Origin of the sequence: Zoogloea sp. (genome assembly GCF_041904905.1) — a bacterium.
Lineage (GTDB): Bacteria > Pseudomonadota > Gammaproteobacteria > Burkholderiales > Rhodocyclaceae > Zoogloea.
Genome location: NZ_JAYRMI010000053.1, coordinates 1 through 25,268, shown reverse-complemented (window position 1 = coordinate 25,268; position 25,268 = coordinate 1). Strand labels below are relative to the sequence as shown.

Genomic DNA, 25,268 nt, shown 5'->3' with positions numbered 1-25,268 from the left:
AGCCGCTCACCGATACGTCGCTCACGTCCGGCGCGGTGTTGCTGAAGCGCTGGACCAGCACCTCGGTGGTGTTGTTGCCGCCGTGGGCGGTGTCGCGCCAGCCCTGGTAGGCCACCAGGAAGCCACCGTCGTCGGTGGCCACGATGTCGGGGGTGGTCTCCGTGCTGATGTCGTTGATCGCCACCTGGCTGTCGATCGGGCGGCCGCCCGAGTCGTACTGCTGCAGCCACACGCTGCTGTCGTCGTCCCAGCTCACCACGAAGCCGCCGTTGGCCAGCCCGGCGACGCTGGCCCGGTGCTGATTGGAGGCGACGTTGTAGTTCACCCGGAACTCGCTGCCCAGCGGGCTGCCCGCGGCATCGAAGCGCTGGCCATACACGCCGTAACCCCAGGTGTCCTGGCCGTAGGACGTCCACACCGCGACGAAGCCGCCACCCGCCAGGGCCGCGACGGACGACTGGTGCTGGTGGCTGTCGATGTAGGTGTTGAGCTGGATGCGGCTGCCGTCGGCGCTGCCGTCGGCGTTGAAGCGCTGGGCGAACACGCCGTAGCCGCTGCCGTCGGCGACGCTGTCGGTCCAGCTGACGACGAAGTCGCCGTCCGCCCCATTGAGCAGGGCGATGGAGGGCTCGAACTGGGCGGAGTACGAATCGCCGGAGACCGGCAGGTTGGCCCGGGTCTCGCTGCCCAGCGGCGTGCCGGTGGCGTCGAAGCGCTGGAAGAACACGTCGTAGTAGTCGCCGTCGCGCTCGCCGTCGGAGTACCAGGCGACGATGAAGCCGCCGTCGGCGCTCTGGCTGACCGCCGGCATGTACTGGTTGCTCCACACCGAGGTGTTGACCTGCACCTCGCCGCCCGGCGCGGCGCTACCGTCTGCCAGGTAGCGGCGCATGAACACGCCCTCGCCGGAGGGGTCGGAGGGGTTGCCGGTGGACGTCCACACCACGGCGAAGCCGCCGCCCGCGAGGCTCACCACGCGGGGCTCGTCCTGGTTGGAGGCGGTGGTGAGATTGACCTGGAAGGGGTCGCCCAGCGGGTTGTCGTTGGCGTCGTAGCGACGGGCGAACACGGCGTAGCCGCTGCCGTCGGCGCCGCTCCAGTCGGTGTAGGCCACCGCGTAGCCGCCGTCGGCCAGATAGGCGATGGCCGCCTCGCCCTGCTCGCCGCCCTGGTTGCCGGTGGCGGCAAAGCGGCTGACCACCTGCTCCTGGCCGTACATCACGGCGCCGTCCGGGTTGGGGGCGATGTTGAGGGTGATCGACTGGGGCGCGGTGACGCCGCCGCTGCCGTCCGACAGGCGCACCGACACCGTGCGGCTGGGTTCGGGGTTGGACAGGAAGTTCTGGTAGGTGAGGCCTTCGATGAGGTGCTCGACGGCCTCGGCGGTGGCGTTGGCGTTGAAGGTGACGATCAGCGAGGCGCCGTTCACCCCGTGGCCGATCACCGTGCCGAAGGCGGTGCCGCCGAAGTACACCGTGTCGCCGACGACGCCGATCTGGCCGACGCCCATGCCTTCGTTGAGGATGCCAAGCTGATCCTGGGCCTGGATGCCGGGGATGGAGAACTGGTTCTGGTTGCCATAGGTGGTGATGAAGCTCACGTCGAGACGGCCGCCGTTGAAGTTGGCGGAATCCGGGTCGAGCAGGCCGATGCCCGGGTCGATGACCTGGGGCGCGCCGTTGAGGGCGTTCTCCTGGAAGGTGACCGAGGCGGCCAGATCGACGATCTGCGGCGCGGCGCTGTGGGCGAAGGCCGCCGGCTCGCCGACGATGCGCTGGAAGATGCCGTTGCCGCTACCGTCCGACTGGGCCTGCCAGGCCACCGCGAAGGCGTTGCCGGCCAGCCCGACCACCGCCGGCGATTCGTCGCTGGAGGTGCTGGCGGTGCTGATCTGCAGCGCGCCGTCCACGCGGCTGCCGGCGCTGTCGAATTTCTGCGCCCACACGTCGTCGTTGGCGAAGTCGCGCCACGCGATCACGAAGCCGCCGTCGCCGGTCGCCGCCACGCTGGGGCTGCGCTGCTCGTAGTAGCTGGCTTCGTTGACCCGGAACTCGTCGCCCAGGGCGTTGCCGGCGCCGTCGTAGCGACGGGCGTAGATGCCGTCGTAGCTGCCATCCTGACCGCGGGAGATCCAGGTGGCGACAAAGCCGCTGCCCACCGCCGCGATGCTCGGCAGGTACTGGTAGTCGGTGGTGTATTGGTTGAGGCGGAACTCGGTGCCGATGGCCGCGCCGGTCACCCCGTCGAACAGCTGGGCGTAGATGCCGGAGTTGCTGCCGTCCTGGCCTTCGCCGCGCCAGGTGGCCACGAAGTTGCCGCTGGCCAGCCCGGCGATGGCGGGCTCGTACTGGGCGACGTAGGGGTTGCCGGGGATCGGGGTGTTGATCCGGGTTTCGGTGCCCAGCGGCGTACCGGCCGCGTCGTAGCGCTGGAGGAAGAGGTCGTAGTACTCGCCGTTGCGCTCGCCGTCCGAATACCAGGCGACGACGAAGCCGCTGCCCACGGCGCTCACCGCCGGCTGGTACTGGCTGCCGGCGGTGCTGCTGTTGGCCCGGAACTCGCTGCCGGCCATGCTGCCGTCGGCGGCGAAGCGCTGCACCCACACCGAGCTGCCGCTGCCGTCGCGGGTCTGGTCGGTGTAGCTCACCACCCAGCCGCCGTCAGCGAGGGCCGCCACCGCGGGCTCGCTCTGGCTGTAGGGGGTGGCGGTGCTGACCCGGAACTCGTTGCCCACCGGCGTGCCGACGGCGTCGTAGCGCTGGCCGTAGATGCCGTAGTCCCAGCCGTCCTGACCGTTGGACTGCCACACCACCACGTAGCCGCCGTCGGCCAGCGCCGCGGCGGCAGGGGCCAGCTGCTCGCTGGCGGTGTAGGTGTTCACCGGCTCGGGGCTGGCCAGCGGCAGGGCGCCGTCGGCCTGGGCGGTGACGTTGATCGTGACCACGGTGGGCGTGCTGGTGCCGCCGTCGCCATCCGACAGGGTGATGCTGACCTGCCGCGCGGCCACCGGATCGGTGGACGGGTTGCGGTAGGCCAGGCGCTCCAGCACCTGCTCGACCAGGGGCTGGGTGGCGCTGGCGTTGAACTGCACGATGAGATCGCGCCCGGCCTGGCCGTCGGAGACGATGGTGCCGATGGCGGCGGTGCCGACCCGCACCTCGCTGCCCATCACATTGACCTGCCCCGCGCCGCTGCCTTCGCTGAGGATCGAGAAGTTGTCCTGATCCGGGCGATAGTCGCCGATGTCCTGGTTGAGGCTGGAGAAGCCGCTGATGACGCTCACCACCAGCCGCCCGCCGGCAAAGTCGGCGGAGTCGCCGTCGAACACGCCGACCGCGGCGTCGATCAGCTGCGGCGCGGCATTGACGGTGTTCTCGAGATAAGTGACCGAGGGCGCCACGTCGGAGACCTGCGGCGCCGCCTGCAGGGCGATCGAGCCGGCCGGGCCGTAGATGTTCTGATAGACGCCCCAGTCCACCTCCTGGTTGCTCGACGACCAGGCGATGACGAAGCGCCCGCCGGTGAGGCCGGTCACGTCGCCATAGACCTGATCGGAGGTGGCGTACTGAGACGCCCGCTGGGGCCCATCCACCCGGTGGCCGGTGGCGTCGTACTGCTGGATGAAGTAGCCGCGGCCCCAGCCGTCGTCCGACTCCCAGGCCACCACGTAGCCGCCGGTATCGAGGGCGGTGACGTGGGGGTAGGTGTCGCCGTTGGAGGGCGTGGTCCCGTCATTCACCATCACCTGCTCGCCCACCGGCACGCCGGCGGCGGTGTAGCGCTGCATGAACACCCCGCCGAGATCGCTGTCGGGGTCGTTGTCGGTGGTCCACACCACCACGAAATCGCCGTTACCGAGGGTCGCCACATCGGGCCTCGCCTCGTTACCCAGCGTGGAGGCGTTGACCAGGAAGCCGTCGGTCACCGCCGCGCCGCCGGCGTCGAACACCCGGGCGTACACGCCCCAGCCGGCCCCGTCCTGGGCGTAGGAATGCCATACCGCCACGAAGCCACCGCTGGCCAGCGCGGCCAGCTGCGGGAAGGACTGGTTGTTGTCGGTGAAGGCGCTGCCGCTGCCCGCCGGGCCGGCGTTGATGAGCACCCGCTCGCCCACCGCGGCGCCGCTCGCGTCGTAGCGCTGGAAGACCGTGCCATAGCTGTTGCCGTCGGCGCTGCCGTCTTCGGCGTAGGCGATCACAAAGCCGCCGCCGGCCAGACCGACCACCGAGGGCTGAAGCTCCTCGTAGGGGGTGGTGGGGTTGACCCGCCACTCGACGCCGGCCGGGTTGCCGCTCGCGTCATAGCGCTGGGCGAACACCCCGCGGCCCCAGCCGTCGTCCGATTCCCAGGTCACCACGTAGCCGCCGTCGGCCAGCGCCGCGGCGCGCACGCCCGAGCCGCCGTACTGGTTGCCCGGGGTGGTGGTGGAAACCTGGAACTCGGCACCGACGGCCGCGCCGCTGTTGGTGAAGCGCTGGCCGTACACCCCGTAGCCGTCGGAATCCTGGCCGTTGGACTGCCAGAAGATCAGGTACTCGCCGGCGTTCGGCCCGCTCAGGTGGATCGCCGTCGGGAAGATCTGGGTGCCGGCGGTGTAGGTGTTGACGTGGGTGTCGCCCGGCAGCAGGGCCACCGCGCCGTCGGTTTGGGGAGCGATGTCGATGGCGATGGTCTGGGCGGCGCTCTGGCCGCCGTCGCCGTCGCTCACCACCACCTCCACCGTGCGGCCCACCGGCGAGGAGCTGCTGTTACTGTAGGCGAGCCGCTCGGCCACCCGCTCGACGATGGCGGCGGTAGCGTTGGCGTTGAACACCACCACCAGCCGGTTGGCGCCCTGACCGTCGCTGGCGATGGTGCCGACCGCCACGCCGCCGAAGCTGACGGTGGCACCGACGGCGTTGCCGCTGACGCCGACCTGACCGGCGCCGTTGCCTTCGTGGAGGATCGTGAAGGCGTCCTGACTGGCGCCTTCGGCGTTGTAGGCCGCGCTGCCGTTGGCGCTGGCCAGCACCCCGACCATCAGCCGGCCGCCGGCGAAGTTGGCGGAATCGGCATCCACCACCCGCAGGCCCGGGTCGATCAGCTGGGGCGTGGCGTTCACGTCGTTCTCGGCAAAGGTGACCGAGCGCTCCAGATCGATGAGCTGCGGATCGGCCTGGCGGACGATGCTGCCCGGCGTGCCGTAAAGCTGCTGGAACACCCCGTAGCCACCGGTGCCGTTGGCGTCCTGGGCGTAGGACGCCCACACCGCGGCAAAATTGCCGCCGGCCAGCGGCGCGACGACCGCGTGGAACTGGGCGTCGCCGGTGACCTGCCCGAAGCGGATCGGGCCATCCACCTTGTTGGCGGCCGCGTCGAACTGCTGGCCCCACACGTCGATGTAGTTGTTGAGCAGCCCGGCGTAGCTATCCCAGGTGACGACGAAGCCGCCGTTGTTGAGGGCCGTGACGTGGGGCCACTGCTCCTGGTTGGACGGCAGATCGGGGGTGGAAACCACGAACTCGGCCCCCACCGCCACGCCGCCCGCGGTGTAGCGCTGGCCGCGCACCGAGTAGTCGGCATCGGTGGACCACACCACCACGAACTCGCCGTTCGACAGGGTGGCCACCGCCGGGTTGTACTGGTTGCCGGAGATCGCGGTATTGACCTGGAACTCGACCCCCACCGGGTTGCCGGCCATGTCGTAGCGCTGGCCGAAGATGCCCCAGCCGCTGCCATCCTGCCCGTAGGAGTTCCACACCACCACCAGCCCGGCCTCGTCGGTGCCGCCCGTGGCGGGGTCGTCCTTCAGCGCAGCCATGGCCGGCATGTACTGCTCGCTCGGCACATAGCTGTTGATGGCCATGTTGCCGCCCACCGGCGTACCGCCGGCGTCGTAGCGCTGGGCGTAAACGCCGTAGCCGCTGCCGTCCCGGTACTGGTCGGCAAAGGCAACCACGAAGCCGCCATCGGCCAGGCCGATCACGTTGGCGTGGGTCTGATCGTAGGTGGTCGCGGCGCTCACCCGGATCTCGTCGCCTACGGGCACGTCGGTGGCGCTGAACACCCGGGCGAACACGCCGCCCGACGAGCCGTCCTGCGCCTCGCTGCGCCAGCCGACCACGTAGCCGCCGCCCGAAAGCGCGGCTATCGAGACGTTCTGCTGGGCGTTCCAGACGTAGTCGCTGAGCCTGAACTCGACGCCGGTGGGCACGCCAGCGGCGGTGAAGTGCTGGCCGTAGACGCCCCACCCGTTTCCGTCCTGCCCGGCGGACTGCCACACCACCACGTAGCTGCCGTCGGCCAGGGTTGCCACGGCGGGCACGTTCTGGTCGCCGGCGGCGTAGGTGTTCACCTGCTGGGCATCGAACAGCGCCACGGCGCCATCGGCGGCCGGGGTGACGTTGACGACCACGTTCTGGACCGACGTGGCGCCGCTGCCGTCCTGCAGCACCAGCCCGACGGCGCGGGCGGGCAGCGGGCCGGCGGTGGCAGTGCGGTAGCTCAGGTGTTCGGCGATGGCCTCCACCGCCTGGGCGGTGGAGGCCGCATTGAAGCTCACCACCAGCGGCGCGCCATCGACGCCACCGCTCACGGTGCCCACCTGGACACCCTCGTAGCGCACGGCGCTACCGACCACATTCACCCGACCGATCCCGTCGCCGTCGCTGACCAGGGCCAGCTGATCGGTACTGCGGCCGTTGGCGGTGAAGCTGGCGGTCAGGCTGCCACCGTCGAAGCCGGCGGCGCCCTGAGTCACGGCCAGCGCCTCGTCGATGCGAACCCCGGCGCGGGCTTCGGCCTCCCCGAAGGTGACCGCCGCAGCCACGTCGGTCAGGCCCAGCACCGGCGCCGGCGGGCTGGCCTCGATGGCAACGGTGACCTGGGCCGGCGCCGACGCCATGCCGGCGCCGTCGAACAGACGGAAAGCCACCGAGCGCTGGGACACCGGCGGCGTACCCGCGGCGTAGGCGTAGGCGATGTTCTCGGCCAGGGCCTGCACTGCCGCCGGCGTGGCCGCGGCGTTCAGCGAGACCACCAGCGGCGCGCCTGCCGTGCCGCCGGCCACGGTGCCGATCTGCACGCCGCCGTAGTACACGCCGTCGAGCGCCACGCCGATCTGGTCCGTCCCCATGCCGCCGTTGCGCACGGCGAGCACGTCGTTGCCATCGAAGCCGGCGGTGAGGTAAACCCACAGGCTGCCGCCGTCAAAGCTGCCGCCCACGTTGGTGACGGACAGGTCGTTGTCGATGATCCGCGAGGTGCTGGCCTCGGCGGGGCTGATTGCGATCCGGCCGGCCAGATCGCCCAGCACCGGGTTACCCACCCGGGGCATCGTCGCCACATCGCCGTAGAGCTGCTGGAAGACGCCCGAGCCGGAGCCGTCCTGATCCTGATCGGCGCGCCAGGCCACCACCAGGTTGCCGGAGTTCAGGGTGGCGATGGCCGGCTCGTGCTGGTAACGATAGCCGCCGCCGCTGACCAGCCGGTCGCCGTCCACCGCGTTGCCGGCGGCGTCGAATTCGCGCAGGTACACGTCGCCCCACGCGGCGCCGCTGTCGTTGTAGAAGGCCACCGCGAAGCCGCCACCGGCCAGCGCGCTCACCTTGGGTTGGTACTGGCTGCCATAGGTGTTCTGGTTGACCTGGATCTCACCCCCCAGCGCCATCCCGCTGGCGTCGAAACGCTGGGCAAAGGTGGCGTAGCCGGAGCTGTCGCGGTTGGAAGCGTCCTGCCAGACCACCACAAAGCCGCCGCCTTCGAGATAGGCAACGTCCGGACGATCCTGCCCGCCGGCGGTGACGGCATTCACCCGGAAGGTGTCGCCGAAGCTGTCGGTCGCGGCGTGGTAGAGCCGGCCGAAGACCCCGGTGCCGTTGCCGTCGTTGCCGTTGTTGTCCTGCCACACGATCGCCAGATCGCCGTTGGCGCGGGCCGCAATGCGCGGAACCACCTGATCGCCGGCCTGACCGGCGGTGCCGAGGGCTTCGACGCTGACCCGCGTTTCCGGCGTGCCCACCGGGTTGCCGGCGTTATCGAAGCGGGTGAGGTAGATGTCGAGGTAGCTGCCGCCGGACACGTAGTAGCTGTCGCCCGCCCAGACCACCGCGTAGCCGTCGGTGTAGGCTGCCACCGCGCCCTGGTGCTGGGTGCCCGGGGTGGTGGTGTTGACCACCGTGGCGGTGCCGTCCGCCGTGCCGTCGGCGTTGAAGCGCTGGGCGAACACGCCCCAGCCCCAGCCGCCGCTCTCGGTGCTGCTGCTGTCCTGCCAGACGATCACGTAGCCGCCGTCCGACAGGCCCGCCACCTGCGGGTAGCTCTCGTCCCCCCCGAGCACCGGCGAGCTCACGTGGAACTCGGCGCCCACCGCCTCGCCGGCGGCATTGAAGCGCTGGGCGTAGATGCCCCAGCCGCTGCCGTCCTGGGAATACGACTGCCACGCGATCACGTAGCCGCCGTCGGCCAGCGTGCCAATGGCCGGCGTGGCCTGCTCGCTGTAGCTGTAGGTGTTGACCTGCTCCTCCCCGTACGCCGCCGGCGTGCCGTCGAGCTGCGGGGTGACGTTCACGGTGAGCTGGTTGGGTTCGCTGCTGCCGCCGTCGCCGTCCGACACCCGCAGGCCCAGCGTGCGGCTGGCCGCCGGGCTGGAGCCGCTGTTGGCGTAGCCCAGGTGCTGGATCAGCGCTTCGACCGCTTCGGGCGTGGCCGCGTCGCTGGTGAAGTCGATCCGCAGGTTGCTGCCGTTGGCCCCGCCGCTCAGCGTGCCGATGGCTACGCCGCCGTAGCTCACGGTGGCGCCCGCGATGCCGATGGGGCCTTCGGCTACCACGCCAAGCCGGTCTTGCGGGCCCGCGCCGCTGGTGAAGTACAGGTCCAGGCGACCGCCGTTGAAGTTGGCCGAGTCGCTGTCGGTCAGGCTCACCGCGGCGTCGATCACTTGCAGGCCGGCGTTCACGGCGTTTTCGGCAAAGCTCACCGCGCCGGTGAAGTCCGACAGGTCGGGGCTGGCCTGACGGGCCAGTTCGGCGGTGCTGCCGAACAGTTGCTGGAACACGCCGGCTCCCGAGCCGTCCTGGTCCTGGTCCGAGCGCCACACGACCACGAAGTTGCCGTTGCCCAGGTCGGCCAGCGCCGGTTCCGATTGGTAGTGGTGGGCGAGGTTGCGGTTGACGAGCCGGTCGCCGTCCACGGGGGTGCCGCCGGCGTCGAATTCGCGCAGGTACACGTCGCCCCACGCGGCGCCGCTGTCGTTGTAGAAGGCCACCGCGAAGCCGCCGGTGCTCAGGCCGCTGACCCGGGCCTGATATTGGCTGCCGGAGACGTTCTCGTTGACGAGGATCTCGCCGCCCACCGCCACGCCAGCGGCGTCGTAGCGCTGGGCGTAGGTGGCGTAGCCGGAGCCGTCGCGGCCGTTGTCGTCGCGCCAGACGACGACGTAGCCGCCGTCGGCGAGGGGGGCGACGTCGGGGCCGATCTGGGTGCCGGAGGTGTAGCTGTTGACCCGGAAGGTGTCGCCGAAGCTGCCGGTGTCGGCGCGGTACAGGCGGCCGAACACGCCCCAGCCGCTGCCGTCGTTGCCGTTGTTGTCTTGCCAAACCACCAGCAGGTCGCCGTTGCCGTGGGCGGCGATCCGCGGGGCTTCCTGGTAGCCGGCCTGGCCGGCGCCGCTGCCGGCGGCGGTGCTGACCCGTTGTTCGGGCGTGCCGACCACGTTGCCGGCGTTGTCGAAGCGGGTGAGGTAGATGTCGTAGCTGTCGCCGCCGGCCACGTATTCGCCGCTCCAGACCAGGGCGTAGCCGCCGGTGTAGCTGGCGAGGGTGCCGTGGTACTGGTTGCCGCTCGTGGTGGCGTTGAGGGTGATCTGCCCGCCCGCCGGGCTGCCGTCGGCGCCGTAGCGCTGGCCGAACACGCCCCAGCCCCAGCCGCTGCCTTCGTTGCTGTTGCTGTCTTGCCAGGTGACGACGAAGCCGCCGTCGGACAGGCCCGCCACTTGCGGGTAGCTTTGCTCGCCGCCGCCGACGGTGTTGACCCGGATCTCCGGGCCCACCGCTTCGCCCGCGGCGCTGTAGCGCTGGGCGAACACGCCCCAGCTCGAGCCGTCCTGGCTGTCGCTGGACCAGACGATCACGTAGCCCCCGTCGGCCAGACGACCCACCGCCGGCGAGACCTGCTGCCCGGCCGTGTAGGTGTTGACCTGCTCCTCCCCGTACGCCGCCGGCGTGCCGTCGAGCTGCGGGGTGACGTTCACGGTGAGGACGCCGCCCGCGGCGGACGCACCGCCGCCATCCTCGACCCGCACGCCGATCTGCCGCACCGCGGCCGGGTTGTAGCCGCTGTTGCCGTAGGCGACGTTCTGGATGAGCGCCTCGATGGCATCGGCGCTGGCCGCCGCGTTGAGGGCCACCCGCAGGCCGGTGCCATCCGCACCGCCGCTCAGGGTGCCGATGACCGCGCCGCCGAAGCTCACCAGATTACCGGCGACGCCGATCTGGCCGATTCCGCTGCCCTGGTTGCGCACCGACAACTGATCGTCGGCGCTGCCGCCGCTCAGGTAGAAGACCGAGACCGCACCGCCGTCGAAGCTGGCACCGGCCGGCGCGGTGAAGCTCACCGCCACATCCAGCACCTGGGGCTGGGCGTTGACGAGGTTCTCCTCGAAAGTGACGCTGCCGCCGAAATCGCCCAGGCTGGGGGCCGGCGAGCGGACCAGCTCCGAGGCCGTGCCGAACAACTGCTGATACACGCCGGACAGGGAGCCGTCCTGGCTATCCGAGCGCCACACCACCACGAAGTTGTCGCTGCCGATGTGGGCAACCGCTGGCTCGAACTGGGCATAGGACGTGCTCGGGCTGTTCACCCGCAGCTCGGGCGCAACCGGCGTGCCGTCGGCCTGGTACTCGCGCATGTAGACATCGGAATAGGAGCCGCCGGCGGCGCCGACGTTGTCGTTGTACCAGGTCACCACGAAGCCGCCGTTCTCCAGCGCGGCCACCGCCGGCTGGTACTGGCTGCCGTAGGTGCTTTCATTGACGAGGAACTCGCCGCCCACCTTCGCCCCGCTGGCGTCGAAGCGCTGGGCGTAGATGCCGATGCCCGACCCGTCGCGGCTGCCGTCGTCGCTCCACACCACCACGAAGCCACCGCCGGCTAGGACGCTCACGTGGGGGTCGTACTGGTTGGAGACGGTGGCGGAATTGACCTGGAACTCCGCCCCGACCCGGCCGCCGCTGGCGTCGAAACGCTGGGCGTATACGCCGGCACCGCTGCCATCCTGGCCGTCCGAGCGCCACGCGACGACGAAGCCGCCGTCGGCGAAGGTCGCCACCGACGGCTCGTACTGGTCGCCGGAGAGCATCGCGTTCACCAGGAACTCGCCGCCCTGGGGCGCGCCGTCGTTGGCGTAGCGCTGGGCGTAGATCCCGGTGCCGCTGCCGTCCTGGTAGCGGGAGGACCAGGCGACCACGAAACCGCCGGCGTAGGCCGCCACGGCAGACTGGTCCTGATCGTAGCTGGTGTAGGTGTTGACGAGGAACTGAGCGCCGGCCGGCTCGCCGACAGCGTCGAAGCGCTGGCCGAAGATGCCGTGGCTGTTGCCGTCGCCGTTCTGGTCGGTCCAGGTGACGACGAATCCACCGTCCGACAGGCCGACGATCGCCGGGTTCACCTGCGAGCCGACCGCCTGGGTGTTGACACGAAACTCGGGGCCGACGGCGCTACCGGCAGCATTGAACCGCTGGGCGTAAATTCCGTCGACAGCGCCATCCTGCCCACGGGAGACCCATGTCAATACATAACCGCCCCCGGAAAGGCCAGCGGCCTGGGGGTTGTATTGGTAGTCATTCGTGAAGTAGTTAACGCGTTCTTCACCGTAGATCGCTGCCATGGTTGTTCCCCTCGAGTTGTCGGAGCCTGCATTCCTTTAAGGCGGGCTCATTCTGGGGAAACCTCTGCAACTTCAATGCCCGTTAAGAATTGTCAATAAAATCAAACATCAGGTAAAAATTTAACCGGGTTTTGTAAAAAAATCTGACAACACCTAACCCAATCCGCCTAACCCAAAAGGAATCACGCATGGACACCCGCTTCCTCGACGACCTCACCGCCGGCGACCGCTTCGTGAGCGGCGGCTTCACCTTCACCGAAGCCGCCATCGTCGACTTCGCCTTCCAGTTCGACCCCCAGTCCTTCCACCTGGACGCCAACGCCGCGGCCGATTCGCCCTACGGCGGGCTGATCGCCAGCGGCTTCCACACCATCGCGGTGTGCTTCCGGCTGTTCATCCAGAGCGGCGTGTTCGCCCAGTCGAGCATCGGCTCGCCGGGGCTGGACGAGCTGCGCTGGCTGGCCCCGGTGCGCCCCGGCGACACCCTGCACAGCGTGGTCGAGGTGCTCGACGTGCGCCCGTCGGCCTCCAAGCCCGACCGGGGCGTCGCCCGCCTGCGCTACACCGCGGTCAACCAGCGCGGCGAAACCGTGCTGTCGTTCATCGGCAACAACCTGCTCAAGCGCCGCCCGGCGTAGGCCCTCAGGCCGCCAGCACGGTGGCCAGCCAGTCCTCGATGTCGCGCACTTCCTCCAGGCACAGGCTGTGCTCCATGCGGTAGCGCTTCCAGGCCAGCGGGTAGCCGGCGGCGGCCAGCTGGTCGGCCGAACGCCGCGCGAAGTCGTGGGGAATCACCGGGTCGTGGCTGCCGTGGGCCATGAAGATCGGCACGTCGCGGTTGGCCGTGCTGGCCTCGGCCTCCAGGGTGTCGGCCAGCGGCAGATAGGTGGACAGCGCCAGCACGCCGGCCAGCCGGCCGGGGTGGCGCAGCGCGGTGTGCAGCGCGATCGCCCCGCCCTGCGAGAAGCCCGCCAGCACGATGCGGCGGTCGGGAATCCCGCGGGCGTTCTCGCGGGCGATCAGCGCCTCCACCTGCGCGGCCGATTCGATCACGCCCGCCGCGTCCTCGCGCCGGCCGTTGAAATCCTGCGACAGGATGTCGTACCACGCCCGCATCACGTAGCCGCCGTTGATCGTCACCGCCCGCTGGGGCGCGTGGGGGAAGACGAAGCGCGTGGGCGGCAGGCGGTCCAGGTCGAACTCGTCCACCACCGGCTCGAAGTCGTGTCCGTCGGCCCCCAGGCCGTGCAGCCAGATGACGGCGTGGGTGGGCTGGGGGGCGGTGGCGATCTCGACGGCGGGCAGAAGGGTGGCGCTCATGGTGGTTCCTCAAGAAGTCGGTCCGCGATTCTAACTGCGGCAGAAGTCACACCCGGCGGCGCCCGGCCTAGCAGAGAAAAGGTTTTTTTGCGCCAGATCATGACGCTCGGGCACGGGCGGAGTAGATTTATGGGCTTTATTCAACGCTGCGCCTGAGTTTATGGAAAACACCGCCGCCGACACCCTGATCCGAACCAACCTGGAGTTCCTGCGCCGCCACGCGCCCTTCGACCGGATGGAGGCGGAAGCCCTGCGCTTCCTCGGTGAGCGGCTGGCCACCGCCTTCTACCCGGCGGAGTCCGAAATCCTGATGCCCGAAGACGGCCCGCCGCGCTTCTTCTACATCGTGCACCGGGGTAAGGTGCAGGCGCGGCAGGTGGGCGGCGTCGCCGTCACCGAATACGCCACCCTCACCCTGGGCCCCGGCGAGGGCTTCCCCATCGGCGCCATCTCCGCCGGGCGGCCCTCCACCAACAGCTACATCGCGGTGGAAGACAGCTACTGCTTCCAGCTCCCGGCCGCCGATTTCCTGCGCCTGCAGGAGCTCTCCCCCAGCTTCCAGATCTTCTGCACCCGCTACATCGCCAGCCTGATGAGCCAGTCGCGGGAGCAGCTCCAGGCCCACTTCTCCCAGCGCGCCGCCGAACAGCAGACGATGACCACCTCCCTGGCCAATCTGGTCAAGAAGGCGCCGATCTTCGTGGGGCCCGACGTGGCCACCCGCGGCGCCCTCGAGAAGATGGCCGCGGCCGGCGTCGGCTGCCTGGCGGTGGCCGGCGACGACGAGAAGCCCGTCGGCGTGCTCACCCAGAGCGACATCCTCAAGCGCATCGTGCTCACCGGCTTCGATCTCGCCCGGCCCATCGCCGACGTGATGACCACCCCGCCCCACACCCTCCACGCCAACGCCAGCGCCTACGACGCCGCGCTGGAGATGGCCACCCACGGGGTGCGCCACATCCTGGTGGTGGATACCGAAGACAAGCTCAAGGGCGTGATCTCCGAGCGCGATCTCTTTGCCCTGCAGCGCATCGGCCTGCGCCAGATCCGCTCCGGCATCGAGAGCGCCGCCGACGTGCAGGCCCTCCAGCGCGCCAGCCGCGACATCCGCCAGCTGGCCCTCAACCTGCTGGCCCAGGGCATCGGCGCCGAGCAGCTCACCCAGTTCATCTCGGCCCTCAACGACGCCCTCACCCGCCGCATCCTCGAACTCAACCTCGACCGCCACGACCTGCACGGCATCGAATACGCCTGGCTCGCCTTCGGCTCCGAAGGCCGCCACGAGCAGACCCTCTCCACCGACCAGGATAACGGGATCATCTACGTGCTGCCCGAGTGGGCCGACAAGGAACCCCTCAAGCTGCGCCTGCTCGAGTTCGCCAAGGACGTGAACAACGACCTCGCTGCCTGCGGCTTCCCGCTGTGCAAGGGCAACATCATGGCCAGCAACCCCGAGCTGTGCCTCACCTTCGACGAGTGGCGCGAGAAGTTCGGCCAGTGGATCCGCGAGCCCCACCCCGAAGCCCTCCTCAACGCCACCATCTTCTTCGACTTCCGGGTGCTCTACGGCGACGAGAAGGTCGCCCACCGGCTGCGCCACTGGCTGCTCTCCATGACCGGCGGCAACCCGGCCTTCCTCAAGGCCATGGCCACCAACGCGCTGGATGTGTCGCCGCCGCTCGGCAAGATCCGCGATTTCGTCACCGACGACGACCCCAAGCACCCCGGCACCATCGACCTCAAGAAGTTCGGCGCCCGCCTCTTCGTGGATGCCGCCCGGGTGCTCGCGCTGCGCACCGGCGTCGAGGCCACCAGCACCGCCCAGCGCCTGCGCCAGGGCGGCGGCCGCATCGGCATGCCCGCCGAAGAACTCTCCGCGATGGCCGACGGCTTCCACTTCATCCAGCTCCTGCGCCTGCGCCACCAGCACCTCGACACCGACCACGGCGCCCCGGGCGACAACCGCGTCAAGCCCGACGACCTCAACGAGCTTGACCGCCGCATCCTCAAGGAAGCCTTCCGCCAGGCCCGCAAGATTCAACTCCGTCTCAAGCTGGACTACCAAATCTGACCATGAACTGGCTCTCCCGATTCCTGCCCGGCGGCGGCCCGGCCGTCAGCCCCGCCCTGCAGGGCGAACTCGACGCGGTGGCCGCCCTGCCCGCCCCCGAGCTGACCCGCGCCCACTACGAAACCCGCTACGTCATCGTCAACGCCGAGGCCGGCGCCGACGGCAGCAGCGGCAAGCAGCTCACCGCCATCGGCGCCGTGGCGATCAACCAGGGCCTGCTGCGCCCCGCCGACGCCTTCTACGCCCAGCTTGGCAACAACCCGGCCGAAGCCCTCGTCGCCCTGCTCAAATTCATCGCCCGCGCCCCGGTGGTGGTGTTCAACGCCCCCTTCAACCAGGGCATCGTCGAACGCGCGCTGGAACAACACCTGGGCAGCGTGCCCGAACTCGACTGGATCGACCTGATGGTGCTGATGCCCAGCCTCTACCCCGAGCGCACCGCCGGCCTGGCCCGGATGGACGTCTGGCTCGCCGCCTTCGGCATCGACCGGCTGGACCAACGCAGCGCCCTCCTCGAAGCCTACGCCGTCGCCCAGCTCCACCAGGTCGCCCTGGCCGGCGCCGGCCTCCAGGGCCTCGCCACCCCGCGGGATCTGCTCGAAACCCAGAGCAGCCGCAAGTGGCTGCGGGGGAGTTAGGCACCAGGCAGGCCCCCGCGAAGGCACCTAAGGCACAAAGAACCCGAACGACCGATCCCAGGCTGGCACCCCCTCCCCCCAGGCGGGGCACTGGAACTCCAGCCCCCGCGAAGCGCCGGCCTCGCCCGTCGTCTCCACCTCAAGGTATCTGCACGCGTCGGCCAGCTCGTCGAGATCCCAGCACAGCCAATCGTTGGGCGCACGCGCCACAACGCCGGCAAGATTGAACTTGAGGCCCACCCCCAGCGCCTCATCGTCCATCTGGAAGCCCCACGCGCCCTCTTCCGGCACGGCGCGCCACACGCGCTGAGGGGCACCGTCGCGCAGACGATAGCCGTCGTAGAACCCCTGCGTCATCCAGCCGGAAGGGTTGGCGTCTTCGCCGCGCAGGGTCCTCAGCGGATCGGCAAGACGACCGGCAACCATCCGGTCCTCGTCCACCGCCATCGGGCACCCGCCTAGCCGCAGCCGAACATCCAGCCGGTCCAGGTCGGCACCCTGCAAGAGCACCTGCAGATCGGCGCTGCGATACCGCCACTGCCCGGCCTGCCGGGATTCAAGGCCGGGACGCAGGAACACCGCATCGCCCTCGCGCCCCATCGCCCAACGTGCGTTGTAGCGCAGGATCGCAACGTTGGGCTGCGAGGCCGGCAGCAGCCGGTGCCGATTCACCCGCCCCGCGGCCTGCACGATGGAGTGCGCGCTCGAAGGCTCGATCACCGCCCAATCGAAATCGTGGTCGCGGCCGATCTCCTCCACCGGCGTCGCCACCACGATGAAGGGCACGTCGCCATCCGGCGACGCGGCAAGAAGATCGGCAATCTCGGCGTCGGCAACGATATGCCGGTCGCCCCGCTTTCGGTTGAGCAGAAAATCCAGCCGCTGCTCCTTCAGGTGCCGATGGATACGGAAATCCCGCGCGTGATAGCAGGCCACCCGGGCCTGCGGCAAAGCCAGCGCAAGCGCCCGGGCCGTCGCAATCGCCGTGCGGATGTTGGCCACCCGCACCAGGCCGAAGGACAAGGTCCGCCCGCTACCCGCACCCCAGCGGTGGGTCACGTGCAACTGGCGCACCGCATCCACCACCGCCGACTCGAACCCTTCCTGGCTACGCGCCCCGACAGGCTGAATGAACGCACGCCGCACCGCCTTGGCCGGCAGCTTCATCAAGGCATCCAGGTGCACCTGGAAACGCTCCGCAAAATCCTCGCCCCCCTCGAAGACCGAAGCCGGCCCCCGGTCATCCACCGCGACGACGCCGAACTTGCCCTCGCCACCTTCGAGCGCGCCGCGCATGGCCACACCGCTACCAAAGGCGCGGCTCACCGCCTCGGCCACCGGCACCGGCAGCGTCGCCGACGAGCAGACCACGTTGCGCCCCATCAGCCCCGCGGTCTGGATGAGCCTCAGCACCGCCACCAGGGCTTCGGGTGCGTACGCATCCACCTCGTCCAGCACCAGATCGCTGTCGGCAAGACGCAGCAGCGCCCCCACGTGATGGGCCTGCCGCCCCGGTTCCCCCGCGTTGATGAGGTAGTCGATGGTGGAAACCAGCACCGGCGCCCCGATCACCGGAGCCAGCGCCGGACGCGCGTCGGTCAGCACCTTCATCCAACCGGGCAGCAGCACCGCGCCACCCGAGGCGTCGTATTCGGTGGCCGGGCCGTCGGTTTCGAACGTGCCGGCATAAGCCCCCTGCTCGCGGGACGCGGCATGCAGGCGCGCCGCCACCCGGTCGCCGATCACCGTGGCCATCTCATCCGCCCCCAGGCCCAGCGACAGCCGCAGCGCATCGCCCGTCTGGAGCGTGAGCGTGCGCAGGTTCAGCGCAATCGCAAAGCGCGGCCGGGGCGATGCCACGCAGGCCAGCTTGGCGTTCGCGATGGTCTTGCCCGCCCCCGTTGCCGCCACATTGAAGATCAGCAGCGGCGCCTCGCTGCGGGCACGGAAGGCGCTCACCGCCGCCACCGCACGGTTCTGCCACGCGAAGCGGCCACGCTCGTCGGCAGGCGAGAGGATGTGCTCCACCGTCTCGGTCGCCAGACCCGGCAGACGCAAGCCGGCGATGCGCCAGGCAAAGTCTGCAGCCCGGCGGCTCACGGTCTGCAGGTGCCAGCACAAAGGCTGGTCGAACGCCCCGTTCTTGGTGTTGGCGAAAAGGCCACAGCCCTTCACGCCGGGCGCTACCGGGCGGGACGAAACCTCGTGATCGGCCAGGATCAACGCGGCCCGCGCCAGCACCGCCGCCCCGCGCCAGAAGGCCGGCGGACGCTCGCCCGCGCGGCGGTTCAGGCGGGCCAGCACGCGATCCAGTTCGCTCAGGATTTCCGCCGGCAACTCGCCCGCCAGCGCCAGCTGCCGGGCCTGCCCCGCATCGTGCACATGCCGGTCGCAGGTTGGCGTGGACGATGGCGTCTCCCGCGGGCCGAACAGCCGGTGATGGGTCGCGACAAGGTAGTCGAGGGCATCGACCGGGCCGCGCAGCCCCCGATCCTCCAGTCCATCCATCTCCTCCAGCGGTCGCGGGCGGGTCAGTGCAGACCACGCACCGGGCCAATCCTTCCCGCGCCGCCGTAATTGCAGCACCCGCATCGACAGCCACTCGTGACGCACCGGGTCTGGCTCCGGCTTCGCCGAAGGCGCCGCCACGGCCCGCGCCAGCTTGTCGGCAAAGAAGCTGCCCGCCTTGCCCAGGTCGTGCGCCAGCCCTGCCGCCTGGGCCAGCAGGCTCACCACCGGCAACCACGGCGGCGGCCGGCGCTTGCGGCGCATCGTCCCGGCGGGAAAGTGCCCGTCCGGGCCAAAGGCATCCCGCGCGCCCACCACCCACAGCAGGCGCATCCGCTCGCGCCCCTCGTTGCGGTAGCAGGCCACCGCCGTCTGGCGGGTTGCGGAGGTCTTGAGCAGGGCGCGCAGCTCGCGCAAGCCTTCCAGGGTGATCGGCGTGGCCCACGACCGCTCGCCGGTCCGGATGGCGTAGCTGTCCAGCACCGCACGGCTGCGTTTGACCGCCCGGCGCTCACAGGCGGAAATCAGGGTGATGTGCATTCGGGATCGGCCTCGTCCGTGATAACCTGCCGCGGCCACCGAGGCAGGTGGTTTAGAAGTAGTAGGTCCGCAAGGAGCAACTCAATTCGCCGCCGAGCAGGCGGAACACCGAAAACCGCACTCGCGGGATTTTTTATCCTAGTAAGACCGAAAGAGGAATGTTGACGTTTTTCAAATAGAGGAATACGCTCCTGCCATCATTCTGCCTTACCCGAGGAGCATTGCATGGCTCGACCTCCCAAAGCGATACCCGACGCCCCACCCTGGGTTTCCCTCCCGCCTACTGTCTATTCCGAAGTTTGCCAAAAACTGGTCACCGTCTCTCAAAAAACGACCAACTCGAACATCCCAGCCTGCGGCGTTCGGATCGGTGCGGACCAAGCACTCAAGCTGCCCTATCTCTCAGCGCGAACCCTTCTCGCCACAGGCGAGGCACTTGACTTTGACTACCCTGCAAATGTCCCCCCTGCACCTCAAGCAGTTCGTCAGATCAAAGCGGTAAGAGATGGAATCTCCAAAGCCCCAGAGAGCGAGTTGCGCGAAATCCTTGCCCAACTGGGCCGAATTGCAGGTACTGGCGGCGAAATTGGTACTCACCGGGTTTCCATGCGTGCTCGTCAACTGCTGCTTCCACGCTCAGACGGTAGCTATGTTGCAACAACGCCGACAAGCGCCGGCGGCATCAGTCTAGCCATCCATAGAGCGATCAGAAAACACAATGAATCCGAGACAGGTCGCGTCGAGGAGAATGGCGATAAGCACCAACGCATTAACTACGCAGTCCTGAAACTCGGTGGAAGTAGGCCAGTTAACGTTGGATCGCTAGCCTTCTACTTATCACGTCCCCTGGTCTTCTTCCCCCCCACCGAAAACCGACAGGTCAAGGCCGCCCTCGCCCAGCACTTCCAGGGCATCCCGATCCGCCTGCCGCGCCCGCTGCTGATGGGCTTCCGCGACTGGTGCCGCGCCGCTCGTGCCCGCAATGGCGGGCTCATCCCCACCGACATGCACACCCGCGACGAAGAATCCGCCCACGTCCGCCAGATCGTCGACGCCGTGCTCGCCCAGGGCGAGCGCGCCCGCCAACGCCTGCTCGAGCACATGGACGTGCTGCCCAACGGCGGCTCGCCGCTGGTCTCGGTCAACGCCGACCCCATCGCTCGCGGCCTCGTCGATCCCGATCTGCGCGACCGCGACTGGCCCCGCGCCTTCGCCGCCCGGCTGGCCCGCCTGATCGCCGACTTCCGCTTTGGCGACGAACACGGCGACTTTCATTTCGACCAGCAGGATCTTTACCAACTCCAGGCCATCGCCGAGGACGCCGCCCGATGAGCTATCTGCACCTCTCCCGGCTCCGCGTCCGCGCCGCCAACGCCCTCGCCGGCAACTACGCCATCAACGCCGCCCCCGTCATGGCCATCGTGCTCTTCGTGCACAACCTCGGGCTCAAGACCGGCTGCCGCCCGCGCCGCGTCGCCATCCTCCACCACGACGGCCAGCTCCTGGGCGAGTTCGGCAGCGACGGTTTCTACGACTTCCATCCTCAGCAGCGGCGCGGCGCCACCTTCATCGACGCCAAGGACTACTCCTCCAAGAACCTCCACGCGCTCTCGCTGCAGCCCACCGCCTCCTGCCACCTCGTCATCTCCCTGCTCATCGAGGTCGACGGCCCGGTCAATCGGCAGAAGGTCGAGCGCTTCCTGCACAGCGCCCGGATCGCCGGCGGCAGCGTGGACGAGGTGGGCGCCATCGAAATGCAGGACGACCTCGACGCCCTCACGCTTCGCAACGGCTTCTGGCTCATCGAACGCAGCGACCTGATGGCCGCCCACGATCACCCGGTGGACGCCCTCGTCGCCGCCATCGGCAGCCGTGCCACACGCAGCAAGGCCGAGCCGGAAGACAGCCCCACCCTGCCCACGTCCTGGCTCGCCGCCACCGTGCTGGGCTACGCCGCCATCACCCCCTTCGCCCGGCGCGAGGGCGTCCGCATGACCGGCGCGCGCCCCGACGACGACGGCGAACACCCGCTCCACGCCTACAGCGAACCCCTGCTCGGGCTCGTGCAATACATCTCCCGCCGCGACTACGGCCCCCGCCCCATCCCCTTCTGGGAACACACCTGGCTGCAGGACGACGTCTTCGTCGTCCGTCAAACCCAAACCTCGTAAAGGAACCCGCACCATGAACGCACCCGAATTCAAGAAGCTCCCCGGCGTCCTCTCCTTCCAGCGCGGCCTCGTCATCACCGACGCCCCCTTCTTCAACGTGCTCGCCGACGGCCAGAGCCCGGTGATGGTCGTGCGCCACGGCATCCGCGGCACCCAGAACGTCAACAAGAGCGGCGATGCCGAAAAATCCACCGCCGCCGCCGCCAAGCGCGCCGAAGTCTCCAACATCCAGACCACCGACACCGCCAAGCTCGACGAGCACGCCCAGGCCCTCGCTGTCCGCTTCGGCCTGCGCTGCCTCGATCTGGAGAACGTGCTCTTCGCCTGCGCCCCATCCAGCACCGACAAGGACGACGACGTGCGCAACTACCGCGAAAGCGTGCGCAGCTTCGTCGAGCGCGCCAAGGCATCCGCCGGCCTCGACGAAGTCGCCGCCCGCTTCGCCCGCAACATCGCCAACGGCCGCTGGCTGTGGCGCAACCGCACCATCGCCCGTCACGTGCGCGTCGATGTGGCCCGGGTCGACGCCGACGGCCGCGCCGAAGCCCTCGCCAGCTTCGACGCCCTCGCCACCCCGCTCAACCACTTCGACGCCATCGCCGACGATGAACGCCGCGTTGCCAGCGTGCTGGCCGACGGCCTGCGCGGTGGCGACCACAGCGGCCTGCGCATCGAAGCCCACGTGGACTTCGGCATCGCCGGCGCCATCGAAGTCTTCCCCTCGCAAAACTACGTCGAAGACAAGCCCCGCGGCTTCGCCCGCCCGCTCTACTGCCTCGGCACCCCGGATCGCAGCGCCCGCAGCAGCGGCATGGACTTCGCCAGCACCCGCACCATGGGCCACGCCGCCCTGCGCGACCAGAAGATCGGCAACGCCCTGCGCACCATCGACACCTGGTATCCCGCCTATGCCGAACACGGCCGGCCGCTGCCCGTCGAACCCAACGGCGCCAGCCTCGAAGCCCAGGAATTCTTCCGCGACAAGAAAACCTCCGCCTTCGAATTCGCCCGCCGCCTCAACACCCTCGACCCCGCCTCGCCCGACGGCATGTTCATGATCGCCAGCCTCATCCGCGGCGGCGTCTTCTCGGGAGGCAAGGAGTGATGCACCCCCGCTGCTTTGTGGATCTCACCCTCGAGCGGCACGCCTCGCCGCTCGCCGCGGCGGCCGTGCTGCGCGTGCTCCACGGCGCCTTTCGCCAGCAGCCGGGGCAATACGCCCTGGCGCTGCCCGACTACCCCCGCGCCTTTCCGCGCCTGCGCATCTTTGCCGAAAGCCGCGACGCCCTCGACACCCTGGTCAGCGGCACCGAAGCCCACCCCACCGTCGCCGCACACGCCCGCTACAGCTACCCCCGCACCGTCCCCGACGACTTCGCCGGCCCCTGGACGAGCTTCCGCCGCTACCGCATCCCCGCCCGCAAGGCCGAACGCAAGCCCGACGGCAGCCTGCGCCTGCGCCGCATCCAGAGCGCCGACGACGCCCGCCTGCCCTACTTTCCGCTGCGCAGCGAGAGCAACGGGCACACCTGGCGGCTCTACGTCGAAGCCCGCCCGGCAGACACCGGCGGCGAGGCCAGCCCCGACGCCTACGGCCTCGCCACCGCCACCCGCCCCTTCGGCCTGCCCGCGCTGCCATGAACAAGCCCCGCGCCAAGCCACGGCAGATCCTCCTCTCCAAGCGCGCCAACATCTTCTACCTGGAGCACGCCCGCGTGCTCCAGAAAGACGAGCGCATCGTCTGGCTCACCGAAACCGGCGAAGACATCGAGCAATACTTCAACCTGCCCGAACGCAACACCGCCCTCCTGCTGCTCGGCAAGGGCACCTCCATCACCGACGCCGCCGTCCGCCGGCTGGCCGAATCCAACGTGCTCATCGGCTTCTGCGGCAGCGGCGGCTCACCCCTCTTCGCCGCCGCCGAGCCGGTGTTCCTCGCCCCGCAAAGCGAATACCGCCCCACCGAATACATGCAGGGCTGGGTGCGCCACTGGAGCGACGACACCCGGCGGCTGCAACTCGCCAAGGCCCTCATCGCCGAACGCATCGACCTCACCGCCCGCGTCTGGCAGCGCACCCCCGACCTGCTGCAACGCCACATCGCCCTCCCGCCCGGCGCCGCCGACCGCCTCAAGGCCCGCAGCGAAACCGCTGCCGACGTCCAAGCCCTGCTCCTCGCCGAAGCCGAATGGGCCCGCGCCCTGTATGCCGGCCTCTCGTCCGGCTACGGCCTGCAGTTCACCCGCAACGAAGGGGCCGGCGCCCGGGAAAGCCGCGAAGACCGGGTCAACAGCTTCCTCGACCACGGCAACTACATCGCCTACGGCCTCGCCGCAGTCGCCCTCAACGGCCTGGGCATCGGCTACGCCTTCCCCCTCCTCCACGGCAAGACCCGCCGCGGCGCCCTCGTCTTCGACGTGGCCGACCTCATCAAGGACGCCTACGTCATGCCCCTCGCCTTCGAATGCGGCGCCGACCCGCGCATCAAGGACAACACCTTCCGCGCCCGCCTCATCGAAACCCTGCAAGACGCCGAAGCCCTCGACCTGCTGTTCACCTTCGTCAAATCCCTGGCGGAGAAACCCATTTGAAAACAAGGAGATCGACAATCATCAAAAAACCGAAGCCGAAACACCGAAATCCACCCCAACCCACTGATTCACAAACCTTCCTCGCCCCCCAAAGCCAGTTCGCCGCCGCGCAGGCGGTTTAGAAGGACTCCAACCGCCGTTGGGACGGCGCCGGGCGGTTCGCCGCCGCGCAGGCGGTTTAGAAGAATGGAATTCACCGCGGCGCCCGACTCCAACCGTTCGCCGCCGCGCAGGCGGTTTAGAAGAAGACGGCGGGCGAGAACTGGAAGTTCTTCGGGTTCGCCGCCGCGCAGGCGGTTTAGAAGTTCTCCACCTTCGATTTCTCCCGGATGTACGTGTTCGCCGCCGCGCAGGCGGTTTAGAAGTTGTCGTCAGGGTCGGACGTGGGCATGAAGGCGTTCGCCGCCGCGCAGGCGGTTTAGAAGTGCAAGTTGCAGATTTTTCCGTCGCTGGTAACGTTCGCCGCCGCGCAGGCGGTTTAGAAGACGTCCTTACCCCACTTCTCCGACACCTCGCGGTTCGCCGCCGCGCAGGCGGTTTAGAAGAAAGGAAAATTCTTGTCGCGCGAGATGCTGACGTTCGCCGCCGCGCAGGCGGTTTAGAAGTCGGTGGCCGTGCGCGGGGCGTTTGGCTCGCTGTTCGCCGCCGCGCAGGCGGTTTAGAAGGCGTTTGGCTCGCTTTCGCCCGCCACGTACGCGTTCGCCGCCGCGCAGGCGGTTTAGAAGAGGAAAAGCGCGGCGCCACCGCTGGGCGTATCGTTCGCCGCCGCGCAGGCGGTTTAGAAGTCGGTGTAAAACGCGGCAATGTCGCCCAGGGTGTTCGCCGCCGCGCAGGCGGTTTAGAAGAACAGGTGGGAAAAAACGTCCTCGGTGCTCCAGTTCGCCGCCGCGCAGGCGGTTTAGAAGTCGATGGTCATAGTCATAAATCATCCGTTTGCGTTCGCCGCCGCGCAGGCGGTTTAGAAGACGTCGAGGGGTTTATCGGGGTCGCGCAGGGCGTTCGCCGCCGCGCAGGCGGTTTAGAAGACAGCCATCGAGCGCGCGATGTCGAGCGGCGGGTTCGCCGCCGCGCAGGCGGTTTAGAAGGCTGCCAGGTGCGAACGGAGCATCCGACGATGGTTCGCCGCCGCGCAGGCGGTTTAGAAGTGTTTAAACATGCCCATCTTCAACCCCCGGCTGTTCGCCGCCGCGCAGGCGGTTTAGAAGTGGTCGGCGATCAGCGCCATGGTTTTCTTGACGTTCGCCGCCGCGCAGGCGGTTTAGAAGAGATCGGCAATGCGGGCGACGATGATGGCGTTGTTCGCCGCCGCGCAGGCGGTTTAGAAGATCGACCGCGTGTATGACCGCCGGACGGTACGGTTCGCCGCCGCGCAGGCGGTTTAGAAGTTGTTGCGGTATGCGGGGGTCGAACCGACGCCGTTCGCCGCCGCGCAGGCGGTTTAGAAGGACCCGGCAAATGCAAACGTCTGCACTGCCCCGTTCGCCGCCGCGCAGGCGGTTTAGAAGGAGACTGCGAAGTGCCGAGGGTGAGCGCCCGTGTTCGCCGCCGCGCGGGCGGTTGAGAAGA

At 69.0% G+C, this 25,268-nt stretch carries 11 protein-coding genes and 1 CRISPR repeat array; of the genes, 8 read left to right on the top strand and 3 right to left on the bottom strand.

Features of this window, described 5'->3' with window-relative positions; genetic code table 11:
• The coding region (locus tag ACE3N6_RS14010; RefSeq protein ID WP_374246395.1) for a hypothetical protein at nucleotides 1-11,863 on the bottom strand (11,863 nt) is incomplete at its 3' end.
• A gap of 188 nt (nucleotides 11,864-12,051) precedes the next feature.
• Here ACE3N6_RS14010 and ACE3N6_RS14005 point away from each other — a divergent pair.
• On the top strand, nucleotides 12,052-12,501 hold the full coding sequence (locus ACE3N6_RS14005) for a MaoC family dehydratase (RefSeq protein ID WP_374246394.1): 450 nt from the start codon (nucleotides 12,052-12,054) through the stop codon (nucleotides 12,499-12,501).
• A gap of 4 nt (nucleotides 12,502-12,505) precedes the next feature.
• Here the strand turns inward: ACE3N6_RS14005 and ACE3N6_RS14000 are convergent, their stop codons facing one another.
• Nucleotides 12,506-13,183 (bottom strand): alpha/beta hydrolase, encoded by a 678-nt coding sequence (locus ACE3N6_RS14000; RefSeq protein ID WP_374246393.1) that lies wholly within the window; start codon nucleotides 13,181-13,183, stop codon nucleotides 12,506-12,508.
• Nucleotides 13,184-13,343: 160 nt separating this feature from the next.
• On the opposite strand from ACE3N6_RS14000, the gene ACE3N6_RS13995 reads away from it, so the two are divergent.
• Together ACE3N6_RS13995 and ACE3N6_RS13990 are read left to right on the top strand one after the other, a co-directional pair.
• The gene (locus ACE3N6_RS13995; protein ID WP_374246392.1) at nucleotides 13,344-15,254 is read left to right on the top strand and encodes a DUF294 nucleotidyltransferase-like domain-containing protein; all 1,911 of its coding nucleotides are present in this window, start codon (nucleotides 13,344-13,346) and stop codon (nucleotides 15,252-15,254) included.
• A gap of 2 nt (nucleotides 15,255-15,256) precedes the next feature.
• Nucleotides 15,257-15,892 (top strand): 3'-5' exonuclease, encoded by a 636-nt coding sequence (locus ACE3N6_RS13990; RefSeq protein WP_374246391.1) that lies wholly within the window; start codon nucleotides 15,257-15,259, stop codon nucleotides 15,890-15,892.
• A 27-nt stretch (nucleotides 15,893-15,919) separates the two neighbouring features.
• Here ACE3N6_RS13990 and cas3f read toward each other — a convergent pair whose 3' ends face one another.
• The gene (gene cas3f, locus ACE3N6_RS13985) at nucleotides 15,920-18,940 is read right to left on the bottom strand and encodes a type I-F CRISPR-associated helicase Cas3f (RefSeq protein ID WP_374246390.1); all 3,021 of its coding nucleotides are present in this window, start codon (nucleotides 18,938-18,940) and stop codon (nucleotides 15,920-15,922) included.
• A gap of 942 nt (nucleotides 18,941-19,882) precedes the next feature.
• On the opposite strand from cas3f, the gene ACE3N6_RS13980 reads away from it, so the two are divergent.
• Genes ACE3N6_RS13980 through cas1f form a run of 5 tightly spaced genes read left to right on the top strand, consistent with a single transcriptional unit; the run spans nucleotide 19,883 to nucleotide 23,702 of the window.
• A complete protein-coding gene (locus ACE3N6_RS13980; RefSeq protein WP_374246389.1) occupies nucleotides 19,883-20,272 on the top strand; it encodes a hypothetical protein in 390 nt (129 codons plus the stop codon).
• Nucleotides 20,269-21,111: a type I-F CRISPR-associated protein Csy2 gene (locus ACE3N6_RS13975; RefSeq protein ID WP_374246388.1), complete on the top strand. Its 843-nt coding sequence runs from the start codon at nucleotides 20,269-20,271 to the stop codon at nucleotides 21,109-21,111. The genes ACE3N6_RS13980 and ACE3N6_RS13975 overlap by 4 nt, the downstream gene beginning before the upstream one ends.
• A 13-nt stretch (nucleotides 21,112-21,124) precedes the next feature.
• Complete coding sequence (csy3, locus tag ACE3N6_RS13970; RefSeq protein ID WP_374246387.1) at nucleotides 21,125-22,216, top strand: type I-F CRISPR-associated protein Csy3; 1,092 nt, start codon at nucleotides 21,125-21,127, stop codon at nucleotides 22,214-22,216.
• On the top strand, nucleotides 22,216-22,752 hold the full coding sequence (locus ACE3N6_RS13965; RefSeq protein WP_374246396.1) for a type I-F CRISPR-associated endoribonuclease Cas6/Csy4: 537 nt from the start codon (nucleotides 22,216-22,218) through the stop codon (nucleotides 22,750-22,752). The genes csy3 and ACE3N6_RS13965 overlap by 1 nt, the downstream gene beginning before the upstream one ends.
• The gene (gene cas1f / locus ACE3N6_RS13960) at nucleotides 22,749-23,702 is read left to right on the top strand and encodes a type I-F CRISPR-associated endonuclease Cas1f (protein WP_374246386.1); all 954 of its coding nucleotides are present in this window, start codon (nucleotides 22,749-22,751) and stop codon (nucleotides 23,700-23,702) included. Before ACE3N6_RS13965 ends, cas1f begins: the two co-directional genes overlap by 4 nt.
• 97 nt (nucleotides 23,703-23,799) lie before the next feature.
• A CRISPR array of direct repeats spans nucleotides 23,800-25,267; the repeat unit is 28 nt; unit sequence GTTCGCCGCCGCGCAGGCGGTTTAGAAG.
• Nucleotide 25,268 lies beyond the last annotated feature (1 nt).